This is a genomic window from Desulfovibrio piger (assembly GCF_900116045.1).
In the GTDB taxonomy this organism is placed as follows: Bacteria; Desulfobacterota; Desulfovibrionia; order Desulfovibrionales; family Desulfovibrionaceae; genus Desulfovibrio; species Desulfovibrio piger_A.
In genome coordinates, this window is record NZ_LT630450.1 from 2,610,841 (window position 1) to 2,632,026 (window position 21,186).

Consider the following 21,186-nt stretch of genomic DNA (forward strand, 5'->3'; position numbering starts at 1 on the left):
ACCGTGACCGGAGGGCGCGTGTACGGTTCAAAATCGTTTCGAAAACAGGCCCTTGCCTGTTACTTCGCGGCCTTCTTGCGCATGTTGTAGAGCGAATAGGCAACGGACAGGATGGAGATGGCGATAAAGAACAGGGCGATGGGGCTGTCCAGGAAGGCCGCGGGCGTCCCGTGGCCCAGCGTGATGCTGATGCGCAGCTGGCTTTCCGCCATGCGGCCCAGCATGAGGCCCAGCACCAGCGGCAGGAGCGGGAAGTTGAGCGCCGCCATGACCGTGCCCAGGATGCCCATGCCGAAGAAGACCCAGACGTCGAACATGCTGCTGTTGAGGGCGTAGCAGCCGATGACGCAGAGCATCACGATGATGGGGAAGAGGATCTCGCGCGGCAGGCTCAGGGCCTTCACCATGAGGCGGATGCCGTAGATGAGCATCAGCAGCATGAGGATGACGCTGATGAAGAAGGCCAGGTAGATGATCATGATCAGCTCGGGATTGTCGCGCATCAGCAGGGGGCCGGGCTGCAGGCCCTGCAGCATGAAGGCGCCGAGCATCATCATGGTGGTGGCGTCGCCGGGGATGCCCAGCGTCAGCAGCGGGATCATGGCGCCGCCGGTGGAAGCGCAGCTGGCCACTTCCGAGGCGATGATGCCGTTGGGGTTGCCGGTACCGAAGGTCTCGGGTTCCTTGGAGGCGGCCTTGGCCTGGGAGTAGGCCACGATGTTGGACAGGCCGGGGCCCACGCCGGGCAGGATGCCGATGCCCGTACCGATCAGGGCGGAGCGGATGACGTTCTTCCAGTGCCGGAACACGTCCAGGGCCACGCGCCAGAATTCACGCTGCGTGAAGGTGGCGTTCATGATGGTGTACGGCTCGCGGATGCTGCGGACCTCGATCAGGATCTGCGAGACGGCGAACATGCCGATGAGCACCGGCATGACGCTGAAGCCGGACTGGAGGTCGGCGATGCCGAAGTCGAAGCGCGGCATGCCGTCGGTCTCGCTCAGGCCCACGCAGGAAAGCAGCAGGCCCAGCGCGGCGGAGATGAAACCCTTGATCAGCGACTTGTGGGAAATGGAGACGATGCAGCTCAGGGTGAACAGGACGAGCGAGAAATATTCACAGGGGCCGAAGTCCAGGGCAAAGGTGCTCAGCGGGGGCGCCAGGAGCACCAGGCAGAAGAAGGAAAAGATGCCGCCCAGGAAGGCCGAAAAGACGCCGTAGGACAGGGCCTTGCCGGCCAGACCTTTCTTGGCCATGGGGTAGGCGTCGAAGGTGGTGGCCACGCTGGCGGGCGTGCCGGGGATGTTCAGCAGCGAGGCCGAGACCAGGCCGCCGGCGATGCCGCCGATATAGACGGACACCAGCAGGATCAGGCCGTGGTTCACGTCCATGCCGTAGGTGATGGGCACCAGCAGGGCCACGGCCATGGTGGACGTCAGTCCGGGAAGAGCGCCGATGATCAGGCCGCCGAAAACCCCGCAAACCATCAGCATGATGGTAAACAAATCAAAGTTGCCTATGATTGCGCCTAATTGTGAAAGCATAGCAGCTCCTTGTCCCGGACTCGTCATGCAGCAGCGGAATTCGGGATCATGATGTTTGCAGCCAGGCAATGACAGCAGGGGCATGCCCCGTGCCGTCCTGTGCAAGGGATTAGGGAAGGAACAGAAGCATGACCTTGGCAAAGATGTAGTAGATGATCGCTGTCATGCCGATCGTGGAACAAACATAGATGACATACCACTTGGTACTTCCCTTCTTCCCGAGATAGATCATATTCACGATGAGATAGATGAGCGTTGCGGGAAGATAGCCGGCATACGGAAGCGCCATGAGATAAATGAAGAAAAGGGCGATGAAGATGGTCTGGTCTTTTGTGGTGCAGAATATCTTTTCCGGCGCGGCCTTCTGGTCCTTGCCCGCGGGGGAGAAGGAGATGCTCTTGAACAGCAGCACCACGGACAGGATCGCGATGACGATGACCATCAGATGCGGGAAGAACAGGGGCCCCAGATCGACACCGCCCTGGGTCTCGATGCGGGTGGATTCCACATAGAATCCCAGCATGGCAAGCAGCAGGACGATGGAGGCTAAGAAATCCCTTTTGTTGACGATATGCATAACGGCCTCCTGGCCTTGAACGTTGGATACGGCCCTGCAGCGCGCAGGGGGGAGCGGCCGGGAGCCCCGCAGGCCCCCGGCCCGGCGGTCAGCGGATCATCCTGTTGGCCTTGGCAAGGCGGAGGTAGAGGGCGGATTCCTTTTCCCACACGGCGGTGGTGGCGGCGCTGTCCTTGTACTGGGCCACGATGCCCTGCTTCTTCAGCAGCTCGATGACTTCAGGATCCTGCAGGGCCTTCTCGACGGCGGCCTGGAACTTGGCAATGATGGCCTGGGGGGTCCCCTTGGGGAATTCGGCGGAATAGAGGAAGACGCTCTCGGCGTTGATGCCCTGTTCCATCAGGGTCGGATACTGGGGGGCCAGCACGCTGCGCTGGGGCGAGGCCATGGCCAGGATCTTCACGTCGCCGGATTCCACATAGGGAGCGACAGCGGCATAGCCGGCCGTGGTGATGTCACACACGCCGCCCATGACGTTGATGATGCGGGTCTTGTCGCCGGCACCGGGGATCTGCATGATCTTCAGCCCTCCCATGGATTCGCTGATGGCCAGGAAGGTGAAGTGGGAGGCGGAGTTGACGGCCAGGCTCCACTTGATCTGCCCGGGGTGGGCCTTGATGTCGTCGATGACTTCCTTCATGGAGTTCCACTTGGCGTCCTTCTTGACGAAGACGGCGATGTCGCTGGTGCCGATGGAGCAGGCCATCTCGAAGTCTTTCCAGGTATATTTGGCCCTGCCGATGACGGGGGCGATGGCCAGGTTGGCGGGGTGTTCCCAGAGGACGGTATAGCCGTCAGGTGCCGCACGGTTGACGCGCAGGGCCCCGTTCAGGCCGGCGGCACCGGAGATGTTGGTGATGACCACAGGCTGCCCGAGGATGTTCGCCACCTTGTCCATGACGATGCGGGCGGAAAGGTCGCTGCCGCCGCCGGGAGCCCAGGGGACGATGACCTGAATGCTTTTTTCCGGCCAGGTGCCGCCGGCATGTGCCGGGAGCCCCCACAGCATGAGCGCCGCGACCAGGATGCAGAAAAGATTTTTCTTCATATCATTGCCTCCTTGATGGATTTACAGTTTGAAAAGCAAATATCGGGCCAGCTTTGTTTTTTAATATAACATATTAAAATAAAATACTATTTATATACTTTTAAAATTTTTTGCGTATTTCATTTTGGATAGAAAGGTTCCATTTTAGGATCCCCGCCGCCCGGGGCGGCCCCAGGCGGCAAGCGCGCACAGCAGCGAGACCACCGAAAGGCCAAGGTAGAGCGACAGGGCCACGGCATAGTCCTGGGGGCCGAAGCTGCCCCCGGCGTCTCCGCAGCGTGCCAGGATCAGGCCCGTCAGGGGCTGCAGGAGCAGGACGAGCAGGGAGGGCAGGGTGTTGAGCAGGCCGCTGGCGGTGCCCAGCAGCGCGCTGCCGAAGATGCCCGGCATGCAGGCGAAGCCGGCGGACAGCGAGCCCATCCCGAAAAAGGCGAGCAGGAAGAACCAGACGCACAGGACGGGGATGGAAAAACCGGCGCCCCGGAAGATCAGGACGGCAAAAAGCAGGACATACATCGCCGCGGCTATGGGCATCATGGTGCGCGGCGTGCGGAACACCCGGTCGCACAGCCAGGCATTGGCCAGGGCCCCCAGAAGGGTGCCCATGCCCAGCATGTTCAGCACGTTGCCCGTAGTGACCGTATCCAGATGGTGGACAGCCCGCAGGTACTGGCCGCCCCACAGGCCGCCGAAGGCATTGTGCAGGCTGAACTGGCAGCAGAACCAGCCGGCGATGAACAGGAACTGCCGGTTGCGCAGGATGTGCCCCAGCACGGCCGGGGGGACGGCTCCGGCCCTGCCGGCAGGGCCGGGGCGGCTGGCGTGTGCGGGCGTGTCCCGGACGGTCACGCCCAGGGCCAGGGCAAAGCAGAGGGTGATGGACGCCACGACCAGGTGGCTGGTCCGCCAGCCCAGGCTGTCGCACAGGTAGCCCATGCCGCCGGAGCCGATGACCAGTCCCAGCCCCCCCATGCCCAGCAGCAGGCCGTTCAGGCGCGCATAGATCGTGGGCGGGAACCAGGCATTGAAGAGCTTGAGGCCGGCGATGAAGATGACGGACGTCCCGAAGCCGATGGCGGCCCGGCCCAGCAGCAGGCCGGGGGCGGAGGTGGAAAGGGCGAACAGGGCGGTGCCCGCCGCGGCCGCCAGCAGGAAGCAGGGCAGGATCCTGCGCGGGCCGTAGCTGTCGACCAGAAGGCCGCACACCATCTGCATGATGCCGAACGTCAGGAAGAGGATGGAGGACAGGAAACCGATCATGACCGGCCCCATGCCCGTTTCGGACATGATGGCGGCGGACATGATGGAGGGCGTCATCCTGTGGAAGGGGATGAGGAGATAGGCGGTGCAGATCAGCACGAGGATCAGCAGGGCGCGGGAAGAGTCAGCCGTGTGCATCAGTTTTTCCTTGACGGGGGGCGTTCCGGCGCGGCGGGCCGGGGGCAAGGGACCGGCACGGTGCCGGTCCCTTGCCTGTTGGCTGCAGCGGCCATCCGCACGGCAAGGGAGAGAGGAGGAGCCGGGGATGTCCGGTGCGGCCGGGGAGTCCGGCTACAGGCAGGGTCCCTGCAGATAGAGCTCCACCGGCTCGCGCACATTGAGGGTCTCGACCTTGGTCATCCTGCCGGAGGCGATGTCGCAGATGTGGCGGATGAGCTTTTCCCCGGTCTCCTCGATGCCGGCCTTTTCCGAGATGACGACGCCGGAGTTGAAATCGATCTCCAGCCTGCCGCGTTCATAGGCGCGGGGATTGCCCGTGGCGAAAAGGATGGGGGCCACCACGCCGGTATCGGCCACCGGCATCATGCACTGGTCGGGCATGGCGCCGCCGCCGAACTGGAAGATGTTGAGCACGGCCCCCGCGGAGGAGAAGCCCGCGAACAGGGCGGACGAGGACATCCAGGAGTCCATGTAGTTCAGGCCTGCGGCAGAGGGGCTCTCGCCGTAGCGCACGCACTGCATGATGGGCTTGCTGCCGGCCTTGGCGATGGCACCAAGGGATTTTTCCTCCAGGGTGGTCAGACCGGCTTCGATATTGGCGGGGATGGGGTTGATGCTGCGGATGTCCTGGCCGGTGGCCCTGGCCTCTTCCTCCACCTTGCGCACGCAGGCAAGGAAGGTCGCGCGCTGGCCGGCATCGGCAAAGCGGCGGGCGACGATGTCTTCGGCGCCGATGACCTCGGTCGTTTCCGAGAAAATGGCCGTACCGCCGGCATCGCACAGGCGGTCGAAGACATAGCCGACGACCGGGTTCCCTGCCATGCCCGACGTGGCGTCGGAATAGCCGCATTTGACCGCAAGGCACAGTTTGCCCCAGTCAACTTCCTCACGGCGCTGGGCGCTGCACAGTTCGGCCAGGCGGCGGGCTTTCTGGATGCCGAGGCCGATGCAGGCGGCATGGCCGCCGTCACGGCTGATGAAGAGGGTCTCCACAGGCTTGCCGGAAGCCATGATGTTTTCCACGATATTTTCGTAAGTGAATTCGGCATAGCCGCCGTCAGGCTTGTTGCCCACCAGGAGCACCCCGCCCACATTGGGGTTTTTGGCCAGGCCGGTGATGACCCGGGCCATGGTCTCACGGTCGTCACGGCTGCGGCCGTTCTCGTTGGGGCCCGCATACAGGCGCGTGCCGCGCACGGAGCCGGCGATCATGTAGGCCAGCGTCGCGACGTTGCGGGTGATGCCCACCACAAGGACATGGTTGCGGATGCCCACCTTGCCGTTTTCGCGTACGAATCCCCAGAATTTCATGCTATTCCCCCTTCTTGTCGCCGCGGCCGCGGGTACCTTCGACATTGTGGATGTGGACGCACTGTCCCGGTTCGATATCCTGTGAGGCGACACCGATGACGCAGCCGTATTTGATGATCTGTTCCCCTTTCCGGATCTTTCTGATGGCGACCTTGAAGCCGAACTTCACGTTATCGGCGGCCGTGAGGGTACAGGCGTCCGTCCCTACCGAAAAAGCGAACTGTTCGCCGGCCGGTATGTCATCAAGGGCATTGGCAACATTGTCGTTGCTGTTGACTACAAGTGCATGGTTCATGTGGGCCTCCTTGGCGTCGGGTATTTGCTGCCCTTTTAGCAAAGTGTGTGCCATCACATAACCATATTATATTATTGATAAAAAATTTTTTTTATAAAAAAATACCCCCAGGATATTTCATTTTAAAACCATTCTGTTCATTATGAACCCGGAAAACCTGTCCCCGGAGGCATCATGAAACCCGTCGCTGTGATCGCTCCCTATCCCGAGCTGGGCGCCATGTTCGAGCGGATGAAGGCTCTGCATGCTATGGACTTTGACATCTACAATGCCCTCTGTGACGAGGCCATCCCGCTGACGCAAAAGCTGATCGACGAGGGCTGCAAGATCATCATAAGCCGTGGCGAGACGGCGACCATGATCAAGAACCAGCTCAATCTGCGGGATTCCTACATCCTTGAGATTCCCATCACCGATTGCGACCGGCTCTCCATGCTGACAAAAGCCCTGGAATACGGGAACAGGATCGCTGTCGTGGGCTTTGGTGCGAGCATGAACACCTCAAAGTTCATCAGCGGCATCATCAGCAAGGACGTGTTCATCAAATTCTACAGGATAACGAGCGCTTCCGAGGTGGAGAACATCTGCAAGACCATCACGGACGACGGCTTCAGGATCATCGCCGGCACGCCGCGGGCCACGGCCCATGCCGCCCGTTTCGGCGCCATAGGCATCCCGCTGCTCACGGAATTCTCGACCGTGGAGTCGGTCTTTTCCGATGCCATAAAACTGATGGAGATATTCGATACCAAGGAGATCGTCCAGAAAGCGCCGGAAGAGATATATAAAGTGAATTCCATCGTCTTCGATTTTAACAACAATATCGTATCCGATACCATCAGGATAGACAGCGCATCAAAAAAGAAGATCATCGCCAATGCCCGTCTTGTGAAGAAAGGGATGAATTCTTACGGGACAATACGTACGGCTTCCGGCAATCTCCATTACATCATCAATTATGTGGGGAATACGGAAAAGAACGTGGCCTCGTGCTGCTATGTGTCCGAAGACAACCGGGCGCCCGCCGTCGCACGGCTGAACACCTTCACGTTCGACGGTTTCGTCACCAGGTCGCCGCGCCTGCAGGAGACCATCGCCTACATGAAAGGTGTGGCGGCGAGCAATTCCACGCTCATCATCTACGGGGACACCGGCACGGGCAAGAGCGTCCTTGCGGCGGCCATCCATGACGCCAGCCCGCGCCGGGACAAGCCCTTCATCAGCTTCAACTGCGCCACCATCCCGGAGACGCTCATCGAAAGCGAGCTCTTCGGCTACTACGGCGGTGCGTTCACCGGTGCCAACAAAAAGGGCAAGAAAGGCTATTTCGAGCTCGCTCACGGGGGGACCATCTTCCTGGACGAGGTCAACGAGCTTTCCCGGTCGGCGCAGACCAAGATCCTGAAATTTCTGGAGGACAGGACCTTCATCCCCATCGGGTCCGAGGAATCGGTGAGTGTGGACGTGCGGGTCATCTGCGCCACCAACGGCCGCCTGCGGCAGCTCATGGAGCAGGGGGCCTTCCGCAAGGACCTGTATTACCGGCTCAGCGTGTTCGAATTCGTGATCCCGCCGCTGCGCGAGCGCCCGGAGGACATCGCCCCCATCGCCATGAAGTTCGTCGCGGAGTTCAACAGGATGCACCAGCACAATTTCCGGCTGACGCCCGCCTTGATCCGCCGGCTGCGGGACCACGACTATCCCGGCAATGTGCGGCAGCTGCGCAACGTTATCGAGCGGCTCGTGGTCATCTCCAAGCTGGGCATGTCACCGGACTTTGCCTTCAGGGTCCCCGAACAGCAGGCCAGACCGTGCCGCCAGGAGGAGAAGGCCATGCCCACGGAACTGCGGCTGGTGGAGCAGCAGCATATCGCGCGGGTGCTGGAGCTGGCCGGACACAACAAGGACAAGGCCGCGCGGATGCTCGGCATCTCCAAGTCCACGCTCTGGCGCAAATGCCACGAGATGCGGCCCGGTGCGGAGGATCCGGCCTGATGCGGGGCAGGGCGGCAAGGCGGGACAGGCCCCGCGTCCCGCGCAGGGGCATGGCCTGTCCGCATGGCGCGTACGGCGTCCGGCAGGGGACTGCCGGACGCCGTACCGTTGTGTCGCGTCGTTCGTGATTGCTGGCAGGCAGGTGGTGACGGCGGGTCCCCCGGAAGGCCGGAGGACCGGCAGGGGGCTGGCGCGCCGTTGTCAGAGGGGGCTCAGGAGGACTCCAGCCCTTTCAGCTTTTCGTGCAGCAGGGCGGCCCTGGCAGCCCCGATGCCGGGCAGGCGGCGCAGATCGTCCACGCCGGCGGCCCGCATGGCCTCCAGGCTGCCGAAGGTCTCCCAGAGCAGGCGCGCCGTGGCCGGGCCGATGCCGGGCAGGCGCATGAGCTCGCCGGAAAGGGCTGCCCGTCCGCGCGCCTTGCGGTGGCGGCCGATGGCGAAGCGGTGGGTGGCGTCACGCACGTTCTGCAAAAAGAGCAGCTCCGCGCAGCCTTCGCGCAGGGGCAGGGGATTGCTGCGGCCGGGCAGGAAGATGCGGTCGGCCACGTTGCCCGCGCGCCGGTCGGCATGGCCAGCCTCGTCCCGGGCCTTGGCGATGGCCGCCAGCGGGAAGAAGTCCGGCTTGCCCGCGTCGTTCAGGGCGCGTTCCACCACGGCCAGCTGGCCGCGGCCCCCGTCGATGAGCATCAGGTCGGGCCAGGGCGGGCCGCTTTCCAGACGCCGGGCCACCCAGTCATAAAGCGTGCCGTAATCGTCACCGCCGTCGGGCATGGCATAGGCCCGGTACTGGTCGGGGCTGGGGCGCCCCTCCTCATAGACCACCATGCCCACGCGGGTCTGGCGGCCGCCGGTATGGGACACGTCCACGCATTCGATGCGCCGGGGCGCGCCCGGCAGGTGCAGGGCCCGCGCCAGCCGCTCCAGCAGGGGCGTTTCCTCCAGTTTTTCGCGCCGCCGTGCCTCTTCGCGGGCATTGGACTGGGCCACGTCCACCAGACGGTTGTCGGCCGGGTTCTGCGGCGCCACCAGCCGCACCGGGCCGCCGCGCCGTTCGGAAAGGGCCTGTTCCAGCAGGCTGCGTTCGTCGGGAGCCCCGTCCGTGCCGCCGTCCTCCCCGTCAGTTTCCTGCACGGCTGCGGGCAGCCAGGGCAGCAGGATGCGCGGCGGCGGGGTGAGCTGCTCGTAATACTGGCCCACGAAGGAAAAGAGCAGCTCCGGCGCGTCGTCGAAGGTCAGGCCCGGCCAGTAGAAGGCCCGGCCGTCGGTCATGGCGCCGCCGCGCACGAAGACCAGCCCCAGGGCCAGGCCCCGTTCCGCCTGGAACAGCCCCAGCACGTCCATGTCGCCGCCGCCGGGCAGGACCGTGGCCTGTCGTTCCACGGTCTTTTCCACAGCGCGGATCTGGTCGCGCAGCACAGCGGCCTGTTCGAATTCCAGCGCTTCCGCGGCGGCTTCCATGCGGCTGCGCAATTCCTTGAGCAGGGGATCGGCCTTGCCCTGCAAAAGGTCGTAGACGCGGCGCACGCCTTCAAGATAGTCCTCGGCCGTGACCAGGCCCATGCAGGGGGCCGGGCACTGCCCCATATGATGGTAGAGGCAGGGGCGCACACGGTTCTTCATGGCCCTGTCGGAACAGCGGCGCAGGGGAAAGGCCCGGTGCAGCAGCTTCCAGGTCTCGCGGGCGGCCAGCGAGGACGTGAAGGGCCCGAAATAGCGGGCCCCGTCGCGCCGGGCCTTGCGCACCACCTCCAGACGGGGGAAGGGATGCTTGATGTTCACGCGGAAGAGCACGTACTGCTTGTCGTCGCGCAGCACGATATTGTAATGGGGCCGGTATTTCTTGATGAGGCTGGCTTCCAGCAGCAGGGCTTCCTTTTCCGTGGTGGTGGTCAGGAATTCGATGCTCTGCGCATGGGCCAGCATGGCTTTGGTCTTGGCGGGCAGGCCTTCGGGGCGGAAATAGGAGAGCACGCGTCGGCGCAGGATGCGCGCCTTGCCCACATAGATGACCTGGCCCTTGCCGTCCCGGTACAGATAGACACCGGGCGAGAGCGGGATGGAAGACGGATCGGGTTTCTGCATGGCCCCATGCTACAGGCGGGCGCGGGACAGGGCAAGCCGTGGCGGGATGCGGGGAGCAGGGAGGCCTCCCTCCCGCTCCCCGTTTCGCAGCGAACGTATCCTACGGACAGCTGATGACGCCCTCGGACCACAGGCAGCCGCCGCAGGTGGGGGCATCGTTGCCGAAGCAGTCGGTAAGGCCCTTTTCCCAGTTTTCGCACAGGCTGCACCGGTAGCAGGGCGAGAACTCGAAATTGCGCACCCGGCGGCGGAAGTCGGCATAGTCCGGGGCATCCCAGATCTCGGCCAGGCCCTGTTCCGCCAGATCGCCGAAAAAGTGGCTGCGGGTCTCGCGCTGTTTCTGGCGCCAGTAAAGGGTGGCGTTGCGCAGCAGGGACATGCAGGGGCTGACATGGCCGTCGAATTTGACGAAGGCCATGCCCTCGTCGATGAAGCGGCAGTGCCGGGCCGCCCGGCTGACGCGCTGGCCGGACAGGTAGACGCTGCACATGGAGGTGGAGAGCAGGCTGCGCAGACCTTCTTGGGCCGCCGGGTCCTGCCAGTCCATGAGCGGCAGGTGGATGCGCGGCGAGCTTTCCATGGGCGCGGGGTCGCCCAGGCCCCAGTCCACCACGTTGTTGTAGAGCACTTCCGAGGCCGTATGCTCGTCCGTGGGGATGACGTTGGAGATGTTGACCTCGTTCACCTTGTAATAGGTGGAGAAATAGGGCAGCAGGGCCAGCTCGTGGGCATTGCTCTTCATGACCACGAAGGCCACGCCCAGGCGCACGGTCCTGTCCAGACGGGCGCGGCGGCGGTTGAACTCCACGATATGTTCCTTGACCAGCGCCAGCTGGCTGTTGCGGCGGATCTGGGCATAGCGGCCGTCGTCCAGGGCGTCGATGGACAGCCAGAGCATGTCCAGACCGGCGTCCAGCAGCTCGGCCGTGCGCCGGGCATCCAGCAGGGTCCCGTTGCTCAGCAGTTCCACGCGTTTGCCCAGCGCGGAGGCCGTGCGCACCATCTCCACGATGTCCGGGTGGGCCAGGGGTTCGCCCATGCCGCCGAAAAAGACGGTCTCCACGCTGTCGGGCATGGTCGTCATGGCCTTGCGGAAGGTCTCCATTCGCATGTCGCCGATGATCTCGTTCTTCCAGCTGTTGCGGAAACACATCTTGCAGCGCAGGTTGCAGCGCGCTGTGGGTTCTATATAGAGCTTTTTCAGACAGTCATCGGACGGCATGGACTTCTCCTGCTGTGCGCGGGCCGGGAGGCGGGCGCCGGTTGGGCGACGGTCTTTTCCTCATAGCACAGTCCGGGCAAAAGGTCGATGCGGCGCCTCCCGGGACACCGCTGATGCGCCTTCCGGCATGGGCGGAGGCCATGCCGGGGCGGGGACATGCCGCAGGGCTGTCGCATCCTCCGGCCAGCCCTGGCCGCAGGCACGGCGTGCGGCGGGAGGCGCACCATGATCGCCGGACAGGGGGAACTGCCGCCATCGTCGTGTCCGCGGATGTCCCGCCCCTCCTGCCCTGCGGGGCGTGCCGTCAGCCCCTGCCGGTCTCCGGCCCTGATGCCTGGGGCCTGACGGCGCAGGCATCATCACGGGCGGCATCCCGCCGGATGGCGGAGGAAGGGCCCTTCTTTGACTTGCCGCCGGAGGCAAAGCCCTGTAAGAGCCATGACGGCGGCAGGGGCATGGCCCCGTGCCGGGGCGAGAAAGGAGGATGCCATGCCCGATGCTCTTGATATCTTTGTCTTTGTCTGCTGGTTCGCCGGTGGTTTCGTCTCCGGTGTCAGCGGCATCGGCGGCACCATGTTCGCCTTTCCCTTCCTGGCGCTGGCCATCCCCATGCATGCCCTCATCCCCCTGAGCTGCCTGGTCTGTTTTTTCAAGGATGCCTGCATGATCGCCATGCATGTGCGCTTCTGCCGCTTCGACGCCATGCCCTGGCTGCTGCTGGGCGCGGTGCCCGGCTCCTTTGCGGGCGTCTATCTGCTGCAGATCTGTTCCGGCGCCGTCCTGCAGGGCATCGTGGGCATCCTCCTTCTGTTCTTCGTGTACTGGCAGCTCTGTGTGCATGGCGGGCGCGGCGGCGGGGCCCGCCTGCAGCCGGTGGGCGTGGCCTGCGGCTTCGGCGCCGGTCTGCTGGGCACGGGCATCGCTCTGGACGGGCCGCCCATGGCCGCCTTTGGCCTGGCCGTGGGCTGGGAACCGCGCGTCTTCCTGGGCACGGTGAGCGTTTTTTTCATGCTGCGCGGCATCATCACCCTGGTGCTGCAATGGTGGCACGGCTTCTTCACGCCCGAGGTGCTGGGCATGGCCCTGTACGGGACGCCCGGCGTGATGCTGGGCAGCCTGGCGGCCTTCCCCGTGGTCAGGCGCATCAACGTGCTCCTGTTCCGCCGTGTCCTGCTGGGCATCATCGCCATTTGCGGCGTGGTCTGCCTGGTGCGCTCCATCTGGTAGGCGGCCGGGCAGCGGGGACGGGGCGCGACGGGGCGTTGGCCGCGCGGTCTGTCGTCGCATCAGGGGGCTGGGAGGCCCTCAAAAAAATTTTCAGATCGCAAAATTTTTGCTTGACCTCCGGCGGCATTTCCCATACATAGAACGAGTTCGATGCGTCCCCATCGTCTAGCCGGCCCAGGACAACGGCCTTTCACGCCGTCAACGGCGGTTCAAATCCGCCTGGGGACGCCAAAAATTTCAATAGGCTACAGCAGCTCAGTTTTTGGGTTACAAAAATTGGGTTACAATTTTTCCTCAGGAGACCTTCTCTTGAGGAATTTTTGTTTTAAGCAGGTCTTCCACTACCTGCCCGATGCCGCTGCCTCCCAGAGCTGAAAGAATTTCGCTCTGGTCCGTGTACAGCCCCGCGCTCTTCGTATAACGATCCGTGGTGGTCGCCCGATAATGTCCCATGAGAACCTGGGCGGCATTCAGACCTGAACTCACGAACGTGATGGCTGCACTTTTATGCCGGATGGCATGAAAACCGAAGGGCTTCACATGGGCCTTCCGGCAGAGACGCTCCATGAAGTGAATGCGCTGGGTGAACGGCTGCCCCAGAAACGTGTCGTTCTGAAGCTGCATGAACACATTGTCCACCTTGCAGGGGCGGGCATCCCACCACCACTTGAGCGCCTTGACCAGTTCCGGGTGCATTCGGAGCCAGCGCACCCGTTCCATTCCATTCCCCGACTTGTTGTCGGTCAGTCTGATTTTTTCCTTCTGAAGGTCCACATCGCTCCACGTCAGCCGGAAGATTTCGCTTCTGCGTCCTCCCGTGAAGTACAGGGTTAGCAGCATGACCAGGTCCTGCCCTTCCGCCTGCTGAAACACCTTGATGACATCACTTTCCGGTGGAACATAGCGCTCGCCGTGCTTTACGGGAAATGGCTTCACCTTCAGAAATGGTGGTGCCACCTGTGGAAATCCCTCAAGGAAGTCGGAACCCCAGTTCCATGCAGCCAGCAGATTCTTACGGTACTTGTTGGCGACGTTTGCCCCTCGTTCATCCTTGATTCTGGAAAGAAACTCATAGGCTCTTGCCGAAGTGATTTCCGCGATGTCATGGATGCCCTTTTTGCCGCAGTAGGCGAAAAAGTCCTTCGTCACCAGCTTCTTTTCCACATAGGTCTGTCGGCTCATCGTTCGCTGAACATGGGTAAGATAACTATCTCCCCACGCCATAAGCAGTTCTAATGCCGTGGGGATCGTCATCTCTTCCCGTGCGAGTCTTTTTTGCTCTTCCTCCCATTCTTTTGCGGCCCGCCATTCCGGGCCATGCTTTTTCCCTGCCGGGAACATTTTGCAGGCTATCTGCCTGCCGTTCACGATGACTCTCGCCATCCAACAATTTCCTTTGTCCGGTCTCAACGTCGGCATTGCTGAAATACTCCAACACCGTGCCCCATCGAAACCTCCAGCGGTATCCAATGCGCCTGCCGCCTAAGGCAAAGGCTACTTCTTTTACCGTTCTGGGGTCAAGGCGTAACTCCTGGGCCACTTCTTTCAAGGTTAGAATTTTGTTCTCATCGTGCGCCATTATCAGGCTCCATTGAACTAATTCAGTATTTTTATTATAATCTTCAGATAACAAGTCACTCTCTGACTAAGGTTAGTCATCCTGGTTTGTATTTAGACTATTGTTTGCATAACATTTTGAAATGAGTTCGATTATTGTTTTGCAATCATTATCTAAAAGCATTTTTTCTTTATGTCTTCTTACAGCACTTTTACTTATACCCAAGTGGTTACTTATCTGTTTTCCGCTCCATCCTTGCATAATAAATTTAAAAATTTCTTCTCCTCTTGGAGAAAGCTTGATTATGGTACAATCAATGCTTATTCCACCACTAACAATATATAATAATTCTATGCTACTATGTGCATTCAGGCGTTTTCTTGCATTTGCTAAGTGTAAATACACTATTTCGCGAGCTAGAGACAACTCATCTGCTATTTTTTTTGGGTTTCATACCTTTGAACATAAGCTGAATGATTTTTTGTTGCATAGGTGTTAGTTGGTGAAGCATGGTTCCTCCTGCCCTTTATAGAAAACAAAAGATGGGTATAACTTCTGGATACCATCAAAAAAATTGAGTGGGCAGTGGCCAAATTATATAAATGGGTAGGAGAGCCTAAAAAAATACGGAAGCATGAATGACATGCGTTCCGCACACCTATTATGGAGGAAGGGGCAAAATTTACTTAAAAAATGGGGCTGTCCTAGGTAGTGTCTACACGAGATTTATATTATGAGGAGTGCATCAATTCTGCAAGGATGTGCTTATGACGAATCCTCAACGCCGCCATGACATTTCGGATGCTGCGTGGGCCTTATTGGAACCTCATCTACCTGGGCAAAGCGGGCAATGGGGAGGTGTAGCAAAGGATAATCGCCTCTTTATCAATGCCGTCTTCTGGATATTGCGTACTGGTGCGCCGTGGCGAGACCTGCCACCGGAATATGGCAAATGGGGAACCGTTCATCAACGCTTTATTCGTTGGCGAGACAAACGAGTATGGGAAAAACTCCTTGAAATATTGATTGATGAGCCAGATTTTGAATGGTTGATGATCGATGCCAGCCATTGCAAAGTCCACCCCCATGCGGCAGGGGCTAGAGGCGGTAATCAGGGTATGGGCCGCACAAAAGGGGGCTCAACAGTAAAATACACCTGGCCGTGGATGCGCATGGTATGCCGGTCAGAGTTGCTGTTACAGCTGGTACCACAGCGGATTGCACACAAGCCGTAGCCTTGATTGACGGTATTACCGCTCAATGTTTGTTGGCGGATCGCGGATATGACAGCAATGAGCTCATAGATAAAGCAACTGAGACTGGTTGCGAAATTGTTATTCCCCCCAAAAGGAATCGTAAGACGCAACGTTGGTATGATAAGAGCCTCTATCGAGTGAGGCACTTGGTGGAGAATGCTTTTCTCCATCTCAAACGGTGGCGCGGTATCGCTACAAGATATGCGAAGATGCTCACTTCATTTGAGGCTGCTGCACAAATACGCTGTATAGCGATATGGCTTAAGGTATTAACTTAAACTCGTGTAGACACTATCTAGCTAAGAAAAAAGAGCTCGGATAACGCCATGTATGAAAGACGCAGCAGACTAAATAATCGGCAACAGTCCGAACTCATAAAATTTTTTGTGGCTGGTACCACGGCAAGGGCTGCCGGAGAGATGGCAGGAGTAAACCGTAACACAGCCACGTCCTATTTCATGCGTTTGCGCCGTCTTATTGCTTCACATCTCCCCAGTTATCGGCTGTCCGGTGAAATAGAAGCCGATGAGAGTTACTTTGGAGGTATCGGGAGATGTTTGCTCAAATGGAGGCCGACGGCGTGATCTCCACCCGTGGCATCAAGGAGGATGCCTTTCGATACGGTGAGTTGGTCTTTGATGTAAACTCCGCTTACTTCTACAATCACGGCGGGTATGACTTCGCAAAACAATTTTACACCGAAGCCTATAAGAGAATGTCCGGCATACATATTGCTATACCAGTTTTCTCCAAAGGATACAGGCCAAAGCAAGGTAAAGTAGTCCCATAAAATTGACGAGGTAACAACAGTAGCGAGTGCGCAAGCTCCGAAAACTCTTCAACCAGGCGAATGTCCGCTCTACTACCCAGCGGCGGGCAGGAGTCCTCCAGCGGTCCCGAACTTCTTCCCCCCGGCTGCGGATATGCTCCTCAAATCCGTTTACGTAGACTTCTTCGCTGACTCGCGGGTAGTCATAGCCCTTGTCCAGACAGAGATGGCGTACGGCAGACCCCAGAAACCAGCCGCCCATTTCCCGGGAGTTCTTCAGCGTCGCTTCTATCAGGCGGCTGTCATGAACATTGGCACCTGTGACTGTCACTCCCAGAGGAATACCCTGACCATCCACATGGAGATGTATCTTGCCGCCGCTTCGGCCCCTGTCCGTCGGGTTGCGTCCAAGGCCCTCAGTCGCTGATTTTTTGAGAGCGCGTCGGGGCTTGCAGCAAGGTGCCGTCCATAGCCTGCCATTGGGCGTCGACGCCGACCTTTTCCCCATATTCAGCAAGAAGGATGCGAAAAATCTCCGCCATGATGCCGGCTTTGTTCCATCGCTGGAAGTGCTCGTGGACAGAGCTTTTTGATCCATAGCAGGCGGGAAGCATGGCCCATTGGCATCCTGTCCGGCATTTGTAGAGGATTCCTGCCAGAACCGTGCGCTGCGCAAGCGGTTTGCTGCCGCCGCTTCTTTTTCGTTTGAACGGGGCAAGGAGAGGCTCGATACGTTCCCACAGCTCATCAGGCACATCACGAAAATCTGTTTGTTTCATGGGACGAGATTACCACACCTTTTAAAATCAAAAAACATGCCGGACATCCTCTAAACCACCAGAGAAAACAACAACCCTGCTACCCCCCGTTATCACCACCGATAACAATTTGATAACAGCCCATCGTATAGGGCTGGATAATATGGACACATCAAATAATCAAAAAAATGAGGTATCAAATTTATGAAGCAAAATCCGTTAAATATGATGCCCAACAACGTGATCGATTGAATCGAAATAGAGAGAAAGTATGCATTCGGGAAATGCCTTGCTTTTGTTTTGATAATGTTGAGGTGGTGGGCTGTGGCGCGAGCTGTCCCTGCCGATTTTCCAAAGTTGTCAGGAGCTTCTTCATGGAAGCAACTCCATAACGCAACCTGAGGGAGTGGATTCCAGAAACAGAAGTGGAGATACTTTGTTTGCATAGTTTGTTGCTGGCGTTGACTTACCCATATGTGGGAAATGTAGTGGTGAGCTCGACAACAGCCCATTCTGTAGCTCCTTCCACACGATTTTTCAGATTCGACTTTCTGTGACTGATCTCAAACATGGCTCCCCTCCGCATTACGGGAGGCCAGATATCGGCAAAAGGTATCTTTGGAAAAGCCCATATGAGACAGGCGTTGTTAAAATTTTTTATTGGGAACTCCGTGGGCATAACGCCTGATTGATGGGGGGCACTTCCATCGAAACGGAGTTCCCTTTCCTTTTAGGAACTATTGCCAGATTCAATCGAAACTAGGGCCGTTGTAGCAGAAGCACCTGTTTTCCATCATCAGTCAGGTAGCCAATCAGAGGTAAGGCCACGTTGCGTTTGTGATGCTGTCTTCATAAGAAGATAGGTATATTCATATCATATTTTCTTGTCTGAAGTATCGGGTACGATAAAAGCTGCCTTTTGGGGAGTTTGTTTTTTCGTAGAGATTGCTTCCTGTTTTTGAGTGACGGGAATATTTCCGTTTTCCGTAAAAAATCGTTTTATAAGGTACGCGGGAATGATAATGCCTTCATTCTTGAGCATCTGGCTCAGTTCTCTGGAATTGTAGCCTTTTTCCTTCGCCTTTTTGAAATCCCGCTCAAGCAGCTCAGCAGCTTCCGGGCGGGTCTTCCTGTTTTCCTTTTCCGGTAAATTCTGAAGCAGTTTTTTTGCCTGTTCTATCTGTTGAGGACGGATAGTCGCGTTCGAGGACATCGTATTGCTCCTTGAAAGAAGATTTTCGCCATCATACAGGAAATTTTTCTATATATACAATTCGGCCACTGCACGAGGCGGGTTCTTCGTGGCAGGATGGTAGTTGTAATACACAACTACCATCCTGCCAGAAGGCTGACGCCCTCTGGACTCCCGGAATGCTCGGCGCTTCGCTTCTCGCATTCCAAAGGTAAAGAGGCATGAGAGGCAAAAAAGGAACGAATGGTGAAGGTAAGTATGCCGCCAATCTGTTGCTCACCTTTCGAGTGACAGCAGAGGAAAAAGTGCGTCTTGAGCAGCAGGCGGATATGGCGGGGCTGTCCGTTTCCGCGTATCTGCGCCGGAGGTTTTTCGGAGGACGCCCGCTCATAGCCCACACCGACGCCATGATGATTCGGGAACTTCGCCGTATCGGGGGCCTGCTCAAGCACAACTTTGAAACGCTTCGGCAGTCGGGTGCCGGTGTGGATATGCTTGAGCGGCAGGAACGGGCGTTGGAGCTTCTGGTTTCCGCCATTGAGCATCTTGGAGTGCCCGGCCATGATAGTGAAGAAAGTCAGACGGGAAATCGTCGATAAGCCGAAGACGTGGCAGATCGGGGATCTGGTGGATTACATCCGCTTTCCTCACAACAAGAATCCGCAGGAAAAGGTCGCCCATGCGGGCAGCAGGAATTTCCTGACTTCCACGCATAATGGCCAGAAGATGGAAATGATCGCTCTGGCCGAAGAGTCGGTTCACAGCAAGATGCCGGTGCAGCACTGGATTTTTTCATGGCAGGAGGGGGAGCAGCCCACGAGGGAACAGGTGGATGAGGCTGTGGATATTTTTCTGGGTCACATGGGGCTGACCGGGCATCAGACCGTGTACGCTCTGCATTATGATACCGATAACTACCATCTTCACATTGCGGTGAACCGCATGAATGAGGAAACGGGAAAAGTCGTTCAGCCGCACAAAGGATTTGATATTGATGCGGCGCACAGGATTCTTGCGCTCATTGAACACGGACAGGGATGGAAACCGCAGGAAAAAGCCCGGTATGTCGTGCTGGAAAACGGTGAACTGGCCCGGAGAAAGAGCGGCAGGGAAATAAAACCTCGACAGGCCGCCCTGGACGTTGAACACGCCACGGGAGAGAAGTCTGCCCAGCGTATCGTACAGGAGCGGGGGCATGACATCATACGGGATGCAGACTCATGGGAAGATATGCACCGGAAGCTGGCAGAAGTTGGTCTCCGTTTTGAGAAAAAAGGGTCCGGTGCGGTCATTTTTGTGGGAGATATTGCCGTGAAGGCTTCTTCCGTGGACCGGGCTTTCAGCATGAAAAAACTTTGCAGAAAATGGGGAGAGTTCACGGAAGGAAACTATACGAAGGAGCAAGAAGCATTGCCGCCGGAGCCGGTGAGTTCGGTAAACCTGGAAGAATGGAAACTCTATCAGCAGGAATTTGAGGAAGAAGAAAAAGAGGCACGAAACGACGAGGCAATAACGCCGGTCGATTCCCTGCGAAAGCGGCAGAGAGAACAGCGTCGGAAGAGTCTTGCCCGGCTGGCGCAATACGGCGTGCCGGTACTGAATATTGCCCGTCATTGTCTGAAAATACAGCAGAGGGAAGAGCGACGTTTCCTGCGGGGCACGGGGAAAAAGGTCAGGCGGCATAAACCCCGGTTTGAGGCATGGCTGCGGGCAAAAGGACTGCATCGTCAGGCAGGACTCTGGAGGTATCGTTCCGCCTGGGAAAAGACAAGACACACCCCGCCGCCGGTGCCGGACAGAGGAAGAGAATTCATGCGGGAAATGGAGAATTTCAGGCGTTATGCCGCAGCCGTCGGAGCAGACAGGTATCGAGTGACCTGCATCGCCATGGAGACAAACGGGAATAAAAAGACCTTCATTCTCGACAAGGAAGGCGGCGTTACCAGGGGATTTACCCCTGAAGAACTGGTCTTGCGCATACCTGAGATGCTCAGGCTCCAGCGGCGCGAAGAGAATATATATTACACGCCGTTATCCGAGGAAAAACATCATGTGCTTATCGACGACATGACGGCGGAAAGTCTGGTCCGGCTGCAAAGGGACGGATACCGGCCTGCGGTCATTCTGGAGAGTTCTCCGGGGAATTTTCAATGCCTTCTGACCATCGCAAAACTGGGGAGCCGTTTTGACCGGGATGTGGGCAACCGGCTTACGGAACGGCTGAACAAGGAGTATGGAGATAAAAAATTGTGCGGTTGCATCCACCCGCACAGAGCGCCGGGCTTTGAGAATCGAAAGCCGAAGCATCGTCGGGAAGACGGTTCCTTCCCGGAGGTGAAACTTCTGGTTGCCGAAAAACGTGAGTGCCACAAGGCGCTGGAGCTGGCCCGACAGATAGCCGGGGAATATGAGGCCGCCGCTGAGAGCAGAAAACGATGTCCGGTACTGCCTCCGGGAGGCGGACCTTCAGGCGATGCCGTTACCGCCTACCATGCTCACCTGGAGGATATTCGCCGTCACCTGACCATTGAAGACTACTCCCGTGTGGATGCCATGATCGCCCTGCGACTTCGCGCTACCGGCCATAGCCGGGATGCTGTGATGGAGGCTGTCCGGCAATGCGCTCCCGCTATCCGGGAGACGCCCGCACGCAGAGACTGGCAGCGATACGCCGAACGCACGGCGGATTACGCTTTCGGCACAGCGGGAGATGTAGAGCTGGCGAAGTATGAAACATACCGGGAGCTGTGGCGACGAGTGGAGGAACGTGTCGGTATGCAGCAAAAGTCTGCACTCCATACACGCATGAGGTAATATGCAGTCTTTGGGGAGTGCGGAAGTCGGACAGCCTGCGGCAGTTTGCGAATCATTCACAGTAAGAAGCGCCTTTTGAACTATCAATTCAAAAGGCGC

At 58.6% G+C, this 21,186-nt stretch carries 18 protein-coding genes, 1 tRNA gene and 2 pseudogenes; 8 read left to right on the plus strand and 13 right to left on the minus strand.

Annotated features, from left to right (window positions below; genetic code table 11):
• Positions 1 to 59: 59 nt before the first annotated feature.
• The 6 genes from DESPIGER_RS11615 to DESPIGER_RS11640 all read right to left on the minus strand — a co-directional run bounded on the left by DESPIGER_RS11615 (position 60) and on the right by DESPIGER_RS11640 (position 6,215).
• On the minus strand, positions 60 to 1,493 hold the full coding sequence (locus tag DESPIGER_RS11615) for a tripartite tricarboxylate transporter permease (RefSeq protein ID WP_231927576.1): 1,434 nt from the start codon (positions 1,491 to 1,493) through the stop codon (positions 60 to 62).
• A gap of 160 nt (positions 1,494 to 1,653) precedes the next feature.
• Positions 1,654 to 2,121, minus strand: a complete 468-nt coding sequence (locus DESPIGER_RS11620) for a tripartite tricarboxylate transporter TctB family protein (protein WP_072337148.1) — start codon at positions 2,119 to 2,121, stop codon at positions 1,654 to 1,656.
• A gap of 88 nt (positions 2,122 to 2,209) precedes the next feature.
• On the minus strand, positions 2,210 to 3,169 hold the full coding sequence (locus tag DESPIGER_RS11625; RefSeq protein WP_072337149.1) for a tripartite tricarboxylate transporter substrate binding protein: 960 nt from the start codon (positions 3,167 to 3,169) through the stop codon (positions 2,210 to 2,212).
• Between the two features lie 144 nt (positions 3,170 to 3,313).
• On the minus strand, positions 3,314 to 4,567 hold the full coding sequence (locus DESPIGER_RS11630; protein WP_072337151.1) for an MFS transporter: 1,254 nt from the start codon (positions 4,565 to 4,567) through the stop codon (positions 3,314 to 3,316).
• 153 nt (positions 4,568 to 4,720) lie between these two features.
• Positions 4,721 to 5,920 carry a UxaA family hydrolase gene (locus DESPIGER_RS11635; RefSeq protein ID WP_072337153.1) on the minus strand — a complete coding sequence of 400 codons (1,200 nt, stop codon included), beginning with the start codon at positions 5,918 to 5,920 and terminating at the stop codon, positions 4,721 to 4,723.
• A 1-nt stretch (position 5,921) separates the two neighbouring features.
• Positions 5,922 to 6,215: a UxaA family hydrolase gene (locus DESPIGER_RS11640; RefSeq protein WP_072337154.1), complete on the minus strand. Its 294-nt coding sequence runs from the start codon at positions 6,213 to 6,215 to the stop codon at positions 5,922 to 5,924.
• A 174-nt stretch (positions 6,216 to 6,389) separates the two neighbouring features.
• Here DESPIGER_RS11640 and DESPIGER_RS11645 point away from each other — a divergent pair, with 174 nt between their 5' ends.
• Entirely contained in the window at positions 6,390 to 8,210 is a 1,821-nt protein-coding gene (locus DESPIGER_RS11645; protein ID WP_072337156.1) for a sigma 54-interacting transcriptional regulator, read from the plus strand.
• Between the two features lie 212 nt (positions 8,211 to 8,422).
• Here the strand turns inward: DESPIGER_RS11645 and uvrC are convergent, their stop codons facing one another.
• Both uvrC and DESPIGER_RS11655 read right to left on the minus strand, forming a co-directional pair.
• Positions 8,423 to 10,291 (minus strand): excinuclease ABC subunit UvrC, encoded by a 1,869-nt coding sequence (gene uvrC / locus DESPIGER_RS11650; protein WP_072337157.1) that lies wholly within the window; start codon positions 10,289 to 10,291, stop codon positions 8,423 to 8,425.
• A 100-nt stretch (positions 10,292 to 10,391) separates the two neighbouring features.
• Positions 10,392 to 11,513, minus strand: coding sequence for a radical SAM protein (locus DESPIGER_RS11655; RefSeq protein WP_072337159.1), 1,122 nt, complete (start codon positions 11,511 to 11,513; stop codon positions 10,392 to 10,394).
• A 489-nt stretch (positions 11,514 to 12,002) separates the two neighbouring features.
• Here DESPIGER_RS11655 and DESPIGER_RS11660 point away from each other — a divergent pair, with 489 nt between their 5' ends.
• Entirely contained in the window at positions 12,003 to 12,740 is a 738-nt protein-coding gene (locus DESPIGER_RS11660; protein WP_072337161.1) for a sulfite exporter TauE/SafE family protein, read from the plus strand.
• 154 nt (positions 12,741 to 12,894) lie between these two features.
• Positions 12,895 to 12,971, plus strand: a tRNA-Glu gene (locus DESPIGER_RS11665).
• A gap of 63 nt (positions 12,972 to 13,034) precedes the next feature.
• On the opposite strand, the gene DESPIGER_RS11670 is transcribed toward DESPIGER_RS11665, so the two are convergent.
• Positions 13,035 to 14,123, minus strand: coding sequence for a tyrosine-type recombinase/integrase (locus DESPIGER_RS11670; protein WP_072337163.1), 1,089 nt, complete (start codon positions 14,121 to 14,123; stop codon positions 13,035 to 13,037).
• A gap of 268 nt (positions 14,124 to 14,391) precedes the next feature.
• A complete protein-coding gene (locus tag DESPIGER_RS13480) occupies positions 14,392 to 14,703 on the minus strand; it encodes a LuxR C-terminal-related transcriptional regulator (RefSeq protein ID WP_368044275.1) in 312 nt (103 codons plus the stop codon).
• Between the two features lie 362 nt (positions 14,704 to 15,065).
• Here DESPIGER_RS13480 and DESPIGER_RS12700 point away from each other — a divergent pair.
• The 3 genes and pseudogenes from DESPIGER_RS12700 to DESPIGER_RS11695 form a co-directional block, all read left to right on the plus strand.
• Positions 15,066 to 15,832 (plus strand): IS5 family transposase gene (locus DESPIGER_RS12700; protein WP_156831586.1). Its coding sequence is split into 2 segments (ribosomal slippage): positions 15,066 to 15,426 and positions 15,426 to 15,832, totalling 768 coding nucleotides; the frame shifts between segments, so codons are not numbered across the junction.
• A 48-nt stretch (positions 15,833 to 15,880) separates the two neighbouring features.
• Positions 15,881 to 16,096 (plus strand): annotated as a pseudogene (locus DESPIGER_RS13380) (IS1595 family transposase); the annotation flags it as partial.
• Between the two features lie 2 nt (positions 16,097 to 16,098).
• Positions 16,099 to 16,281: pseudogene (locus tag DESPIGER_RS11695) on the plus strand (recombinase); the annotation flags it as partial.
• Between the two features lie 7 nt (positions 16,282 to 16,288).
• Here DESPIGER_RS11695 and DESPIGER_RS13485 read toward each other — a convergent pair.
• The 3 genes from DESPIGER_RS13485 to DESPIGER_RS11705 all read right to left on the minus strand — a co-directional run bounded on the left by DESPIGER_RS13485 (position 16,289) and on the right by DESPIGER_RS11705 (position 18,294).
• Positions 16,289 to 16,831: an IS5 family transposase gene (locus tag DESPIGER_RS13485; protein WP_368492477.1), complete on the minus strand. Its 543-nt coding sequence runs from the start codon at positions 16,829 to 16,831 to the stop codon at positions 16,289 to 16,291.
• Positions 16,740 to 17,102 (minus strand): transposase, encoded by a 363-nt coding sequence (locus tag DESPIGER_RS13100; RefSeq protein ID WP_083575399.1) that lies wholly within the window; start codon positions 17,100 to 17,102, stop codon positions 16,740 to 16,742. The genes DESPIGER_RS13485 and DESPIGER_RS13100 overlap by 92 nt, the downstream gene beginning before the upstream one ends.
• Positions 17,103 to 17,955: 853 nt before the next feature.
• Complete coding sequence (locus DESPIGER_RS11705; RefSeq protein ID WP_072337171.1) at positions 17,956 to 18,294, minus strand: hypothetical protein; 339 nt, start codon at positions 18,292 to 18,294, stop codon at positions 17,956 to 17,958.
• Between the two features lie 200 nt (positions 18,295 to 18,494).
• On the opposite strand from DESPIGER_RS11705, the gene DESPIGER_RS11710 reads away from it, so the two are divergent.
• The gene (locus DESPIGER_RS11710; RefSeq protein ID WP_072337173.1) at positions 18,495 to 18,872 is read left to right on the plus strand and encodes a plasmid mobilization protein; all 378 of its coding nucleotides are present in this window, start codon (positions 18,495 to 18,497) and stop codon (positions 18,870 to 18,872) included.
• Positions 18,835 to 21,087 (plus strand): DNA-primase RepB domain-containing protein, encoded by a 2,253-nt coding sequence (locus tag DESPIGER_RS11715; RefSeq protein ID WP_072337174.1) that lies wholly within the window; start codon positions 18,835 to 18,837, stop codon positions 21,085 to 21,087. Before DESPIGER_RS11710 ends, DESPIGER_RS11715 begins: the two co-directional genes overlap by 38 nt.
• Positions 21,088 to 21,186 lie beyond the last annotated feature (99 nt).

What these genes read in the sequence shown, in the direction of transcription:
- DESPIGER_RS11705 (WP_072337171.1), bottom strand. Translation starts at nt 18,294, where the DNA reads ATGTCCTCGAACGCGACTATCCGTCCTCAACAGATAGAACAGGCAAAA.
- DESPIGER_RS11655 (WP_072337159.1), bottom strand. Translation starts at nt 11,513, where the DNA reads ATGCCGTCCGATGACTGTCTGAAAAAGCTCTATATAGAACCCACAGCG.
- DESPIGER_RS11710 (WP_072337173.1), top strand. Translation starts at nt 18,495, where the DNA reads ATGAGAGGCAAAAAAGGAACGAATGGTGAAGGTAAGTATGCCGCCAAT.
- uvrC (WP_072337157.1), bottom strand. Translation starts at nt 10,291, where the DNA reads ATGCAGAAACCCGATCCGTCTTCCATCCCGCTCTCGCCCGGTGTCTAT.
- DESPIGER_RS11670 (WP_072337163.1), bottom strand. Translation starts at nt 14,123, where the DNA reads ATGGCGAGAGTCATCGTGAACGGCAGGCAGATAGCCTGCAAAATGTTC.
- DESPIGER_RS11620 (WP_072337148.1), bottom strand. Translation starts at nt 2,121, where the DNA reads ATGCATATCGTCAACAAAAGGGATTTCTTAGCCTCCATCGTCCTGCTG.
- DESPIGER_RS11660 (WP_072337161.1), top strand. Translation starts at nt 12,003, where the DNA reads ATGCCCGATGCTCTTGATATCTTTGTCTTTGTCTGCTGGTTCGCCGGT.
- DESPIGER_RS11615 (WP_231927576.1), bottom strand. Translation starts at nt 1,493, where the DNA reads ATGCTGATGGTTTGCGGGGTTTTCGGCGGCCTGATCATCGGCGCTCTT.
- DESPIGER_RS11630 (WP_072337151.1), bottom strand. Translation starts at nt 4,567, where the DNA reads ATGCACACGGCTGACTCTTCCCGCGCCCTGCTGATCCTCGTGCTGATC.
- DESPIGER_RS11715 (WP_072337174.1), top strand. Translation starts at nt 18,835, where the DNA reads ATGATAGTGAAGAAAGTCAGACGGGAAATCGTCGATAAGCCGAAGACG.
- DESPIGER_RS13485 (WP_368492477.1), bottom strand. Translation starts at nt 16,831, where the DNA reads ATGGGGAAAAGGTCGGCGTCGACGCCCAATGGCAGGCTATGGACGGCA.
- DESPIGER_RS11635 (WP_072337153.1), bottom strand. Translation starts at nt 5,920, where the DNA reads ATGAAATTCTGGGGATTCGTACGCGAAAACGGCAAGGTGGGCATCCGC.
- DESPIGER_RS11625 (WP_072337149.1), bottom strand. Translation starts at nt 3,169, where the DNA reads ATGAAGAAAAATCTTTTCTGCATCCTGGTCGCGGCGCTCATGCTGTGG.
- DESPIGER_RS11640 (WP_072337154.1), bottom strand. Translation starts at nt 6,215, where the DNA reads ATGAACCATGCACTTGTAGTCAACAGCAACGACAATGTTGCCAATGCC.
- DESPIGER_RS11645 (WP_072337156.1), top strand. Translation starts at nt 6,390, where the DNA reads ATGAAACCCGTCGCTGTGATCGCTCCCTATCCCGAGCTGGGCGCCATG.
- DESPIGER_RS13100 (WP_083575399.1), bottom strand. Translation starts at nt 17,102, where the DNA reads ATGAAACAAACAGATTTTCGTGATGTGCCTGATGAGCTGTGGGAACGT.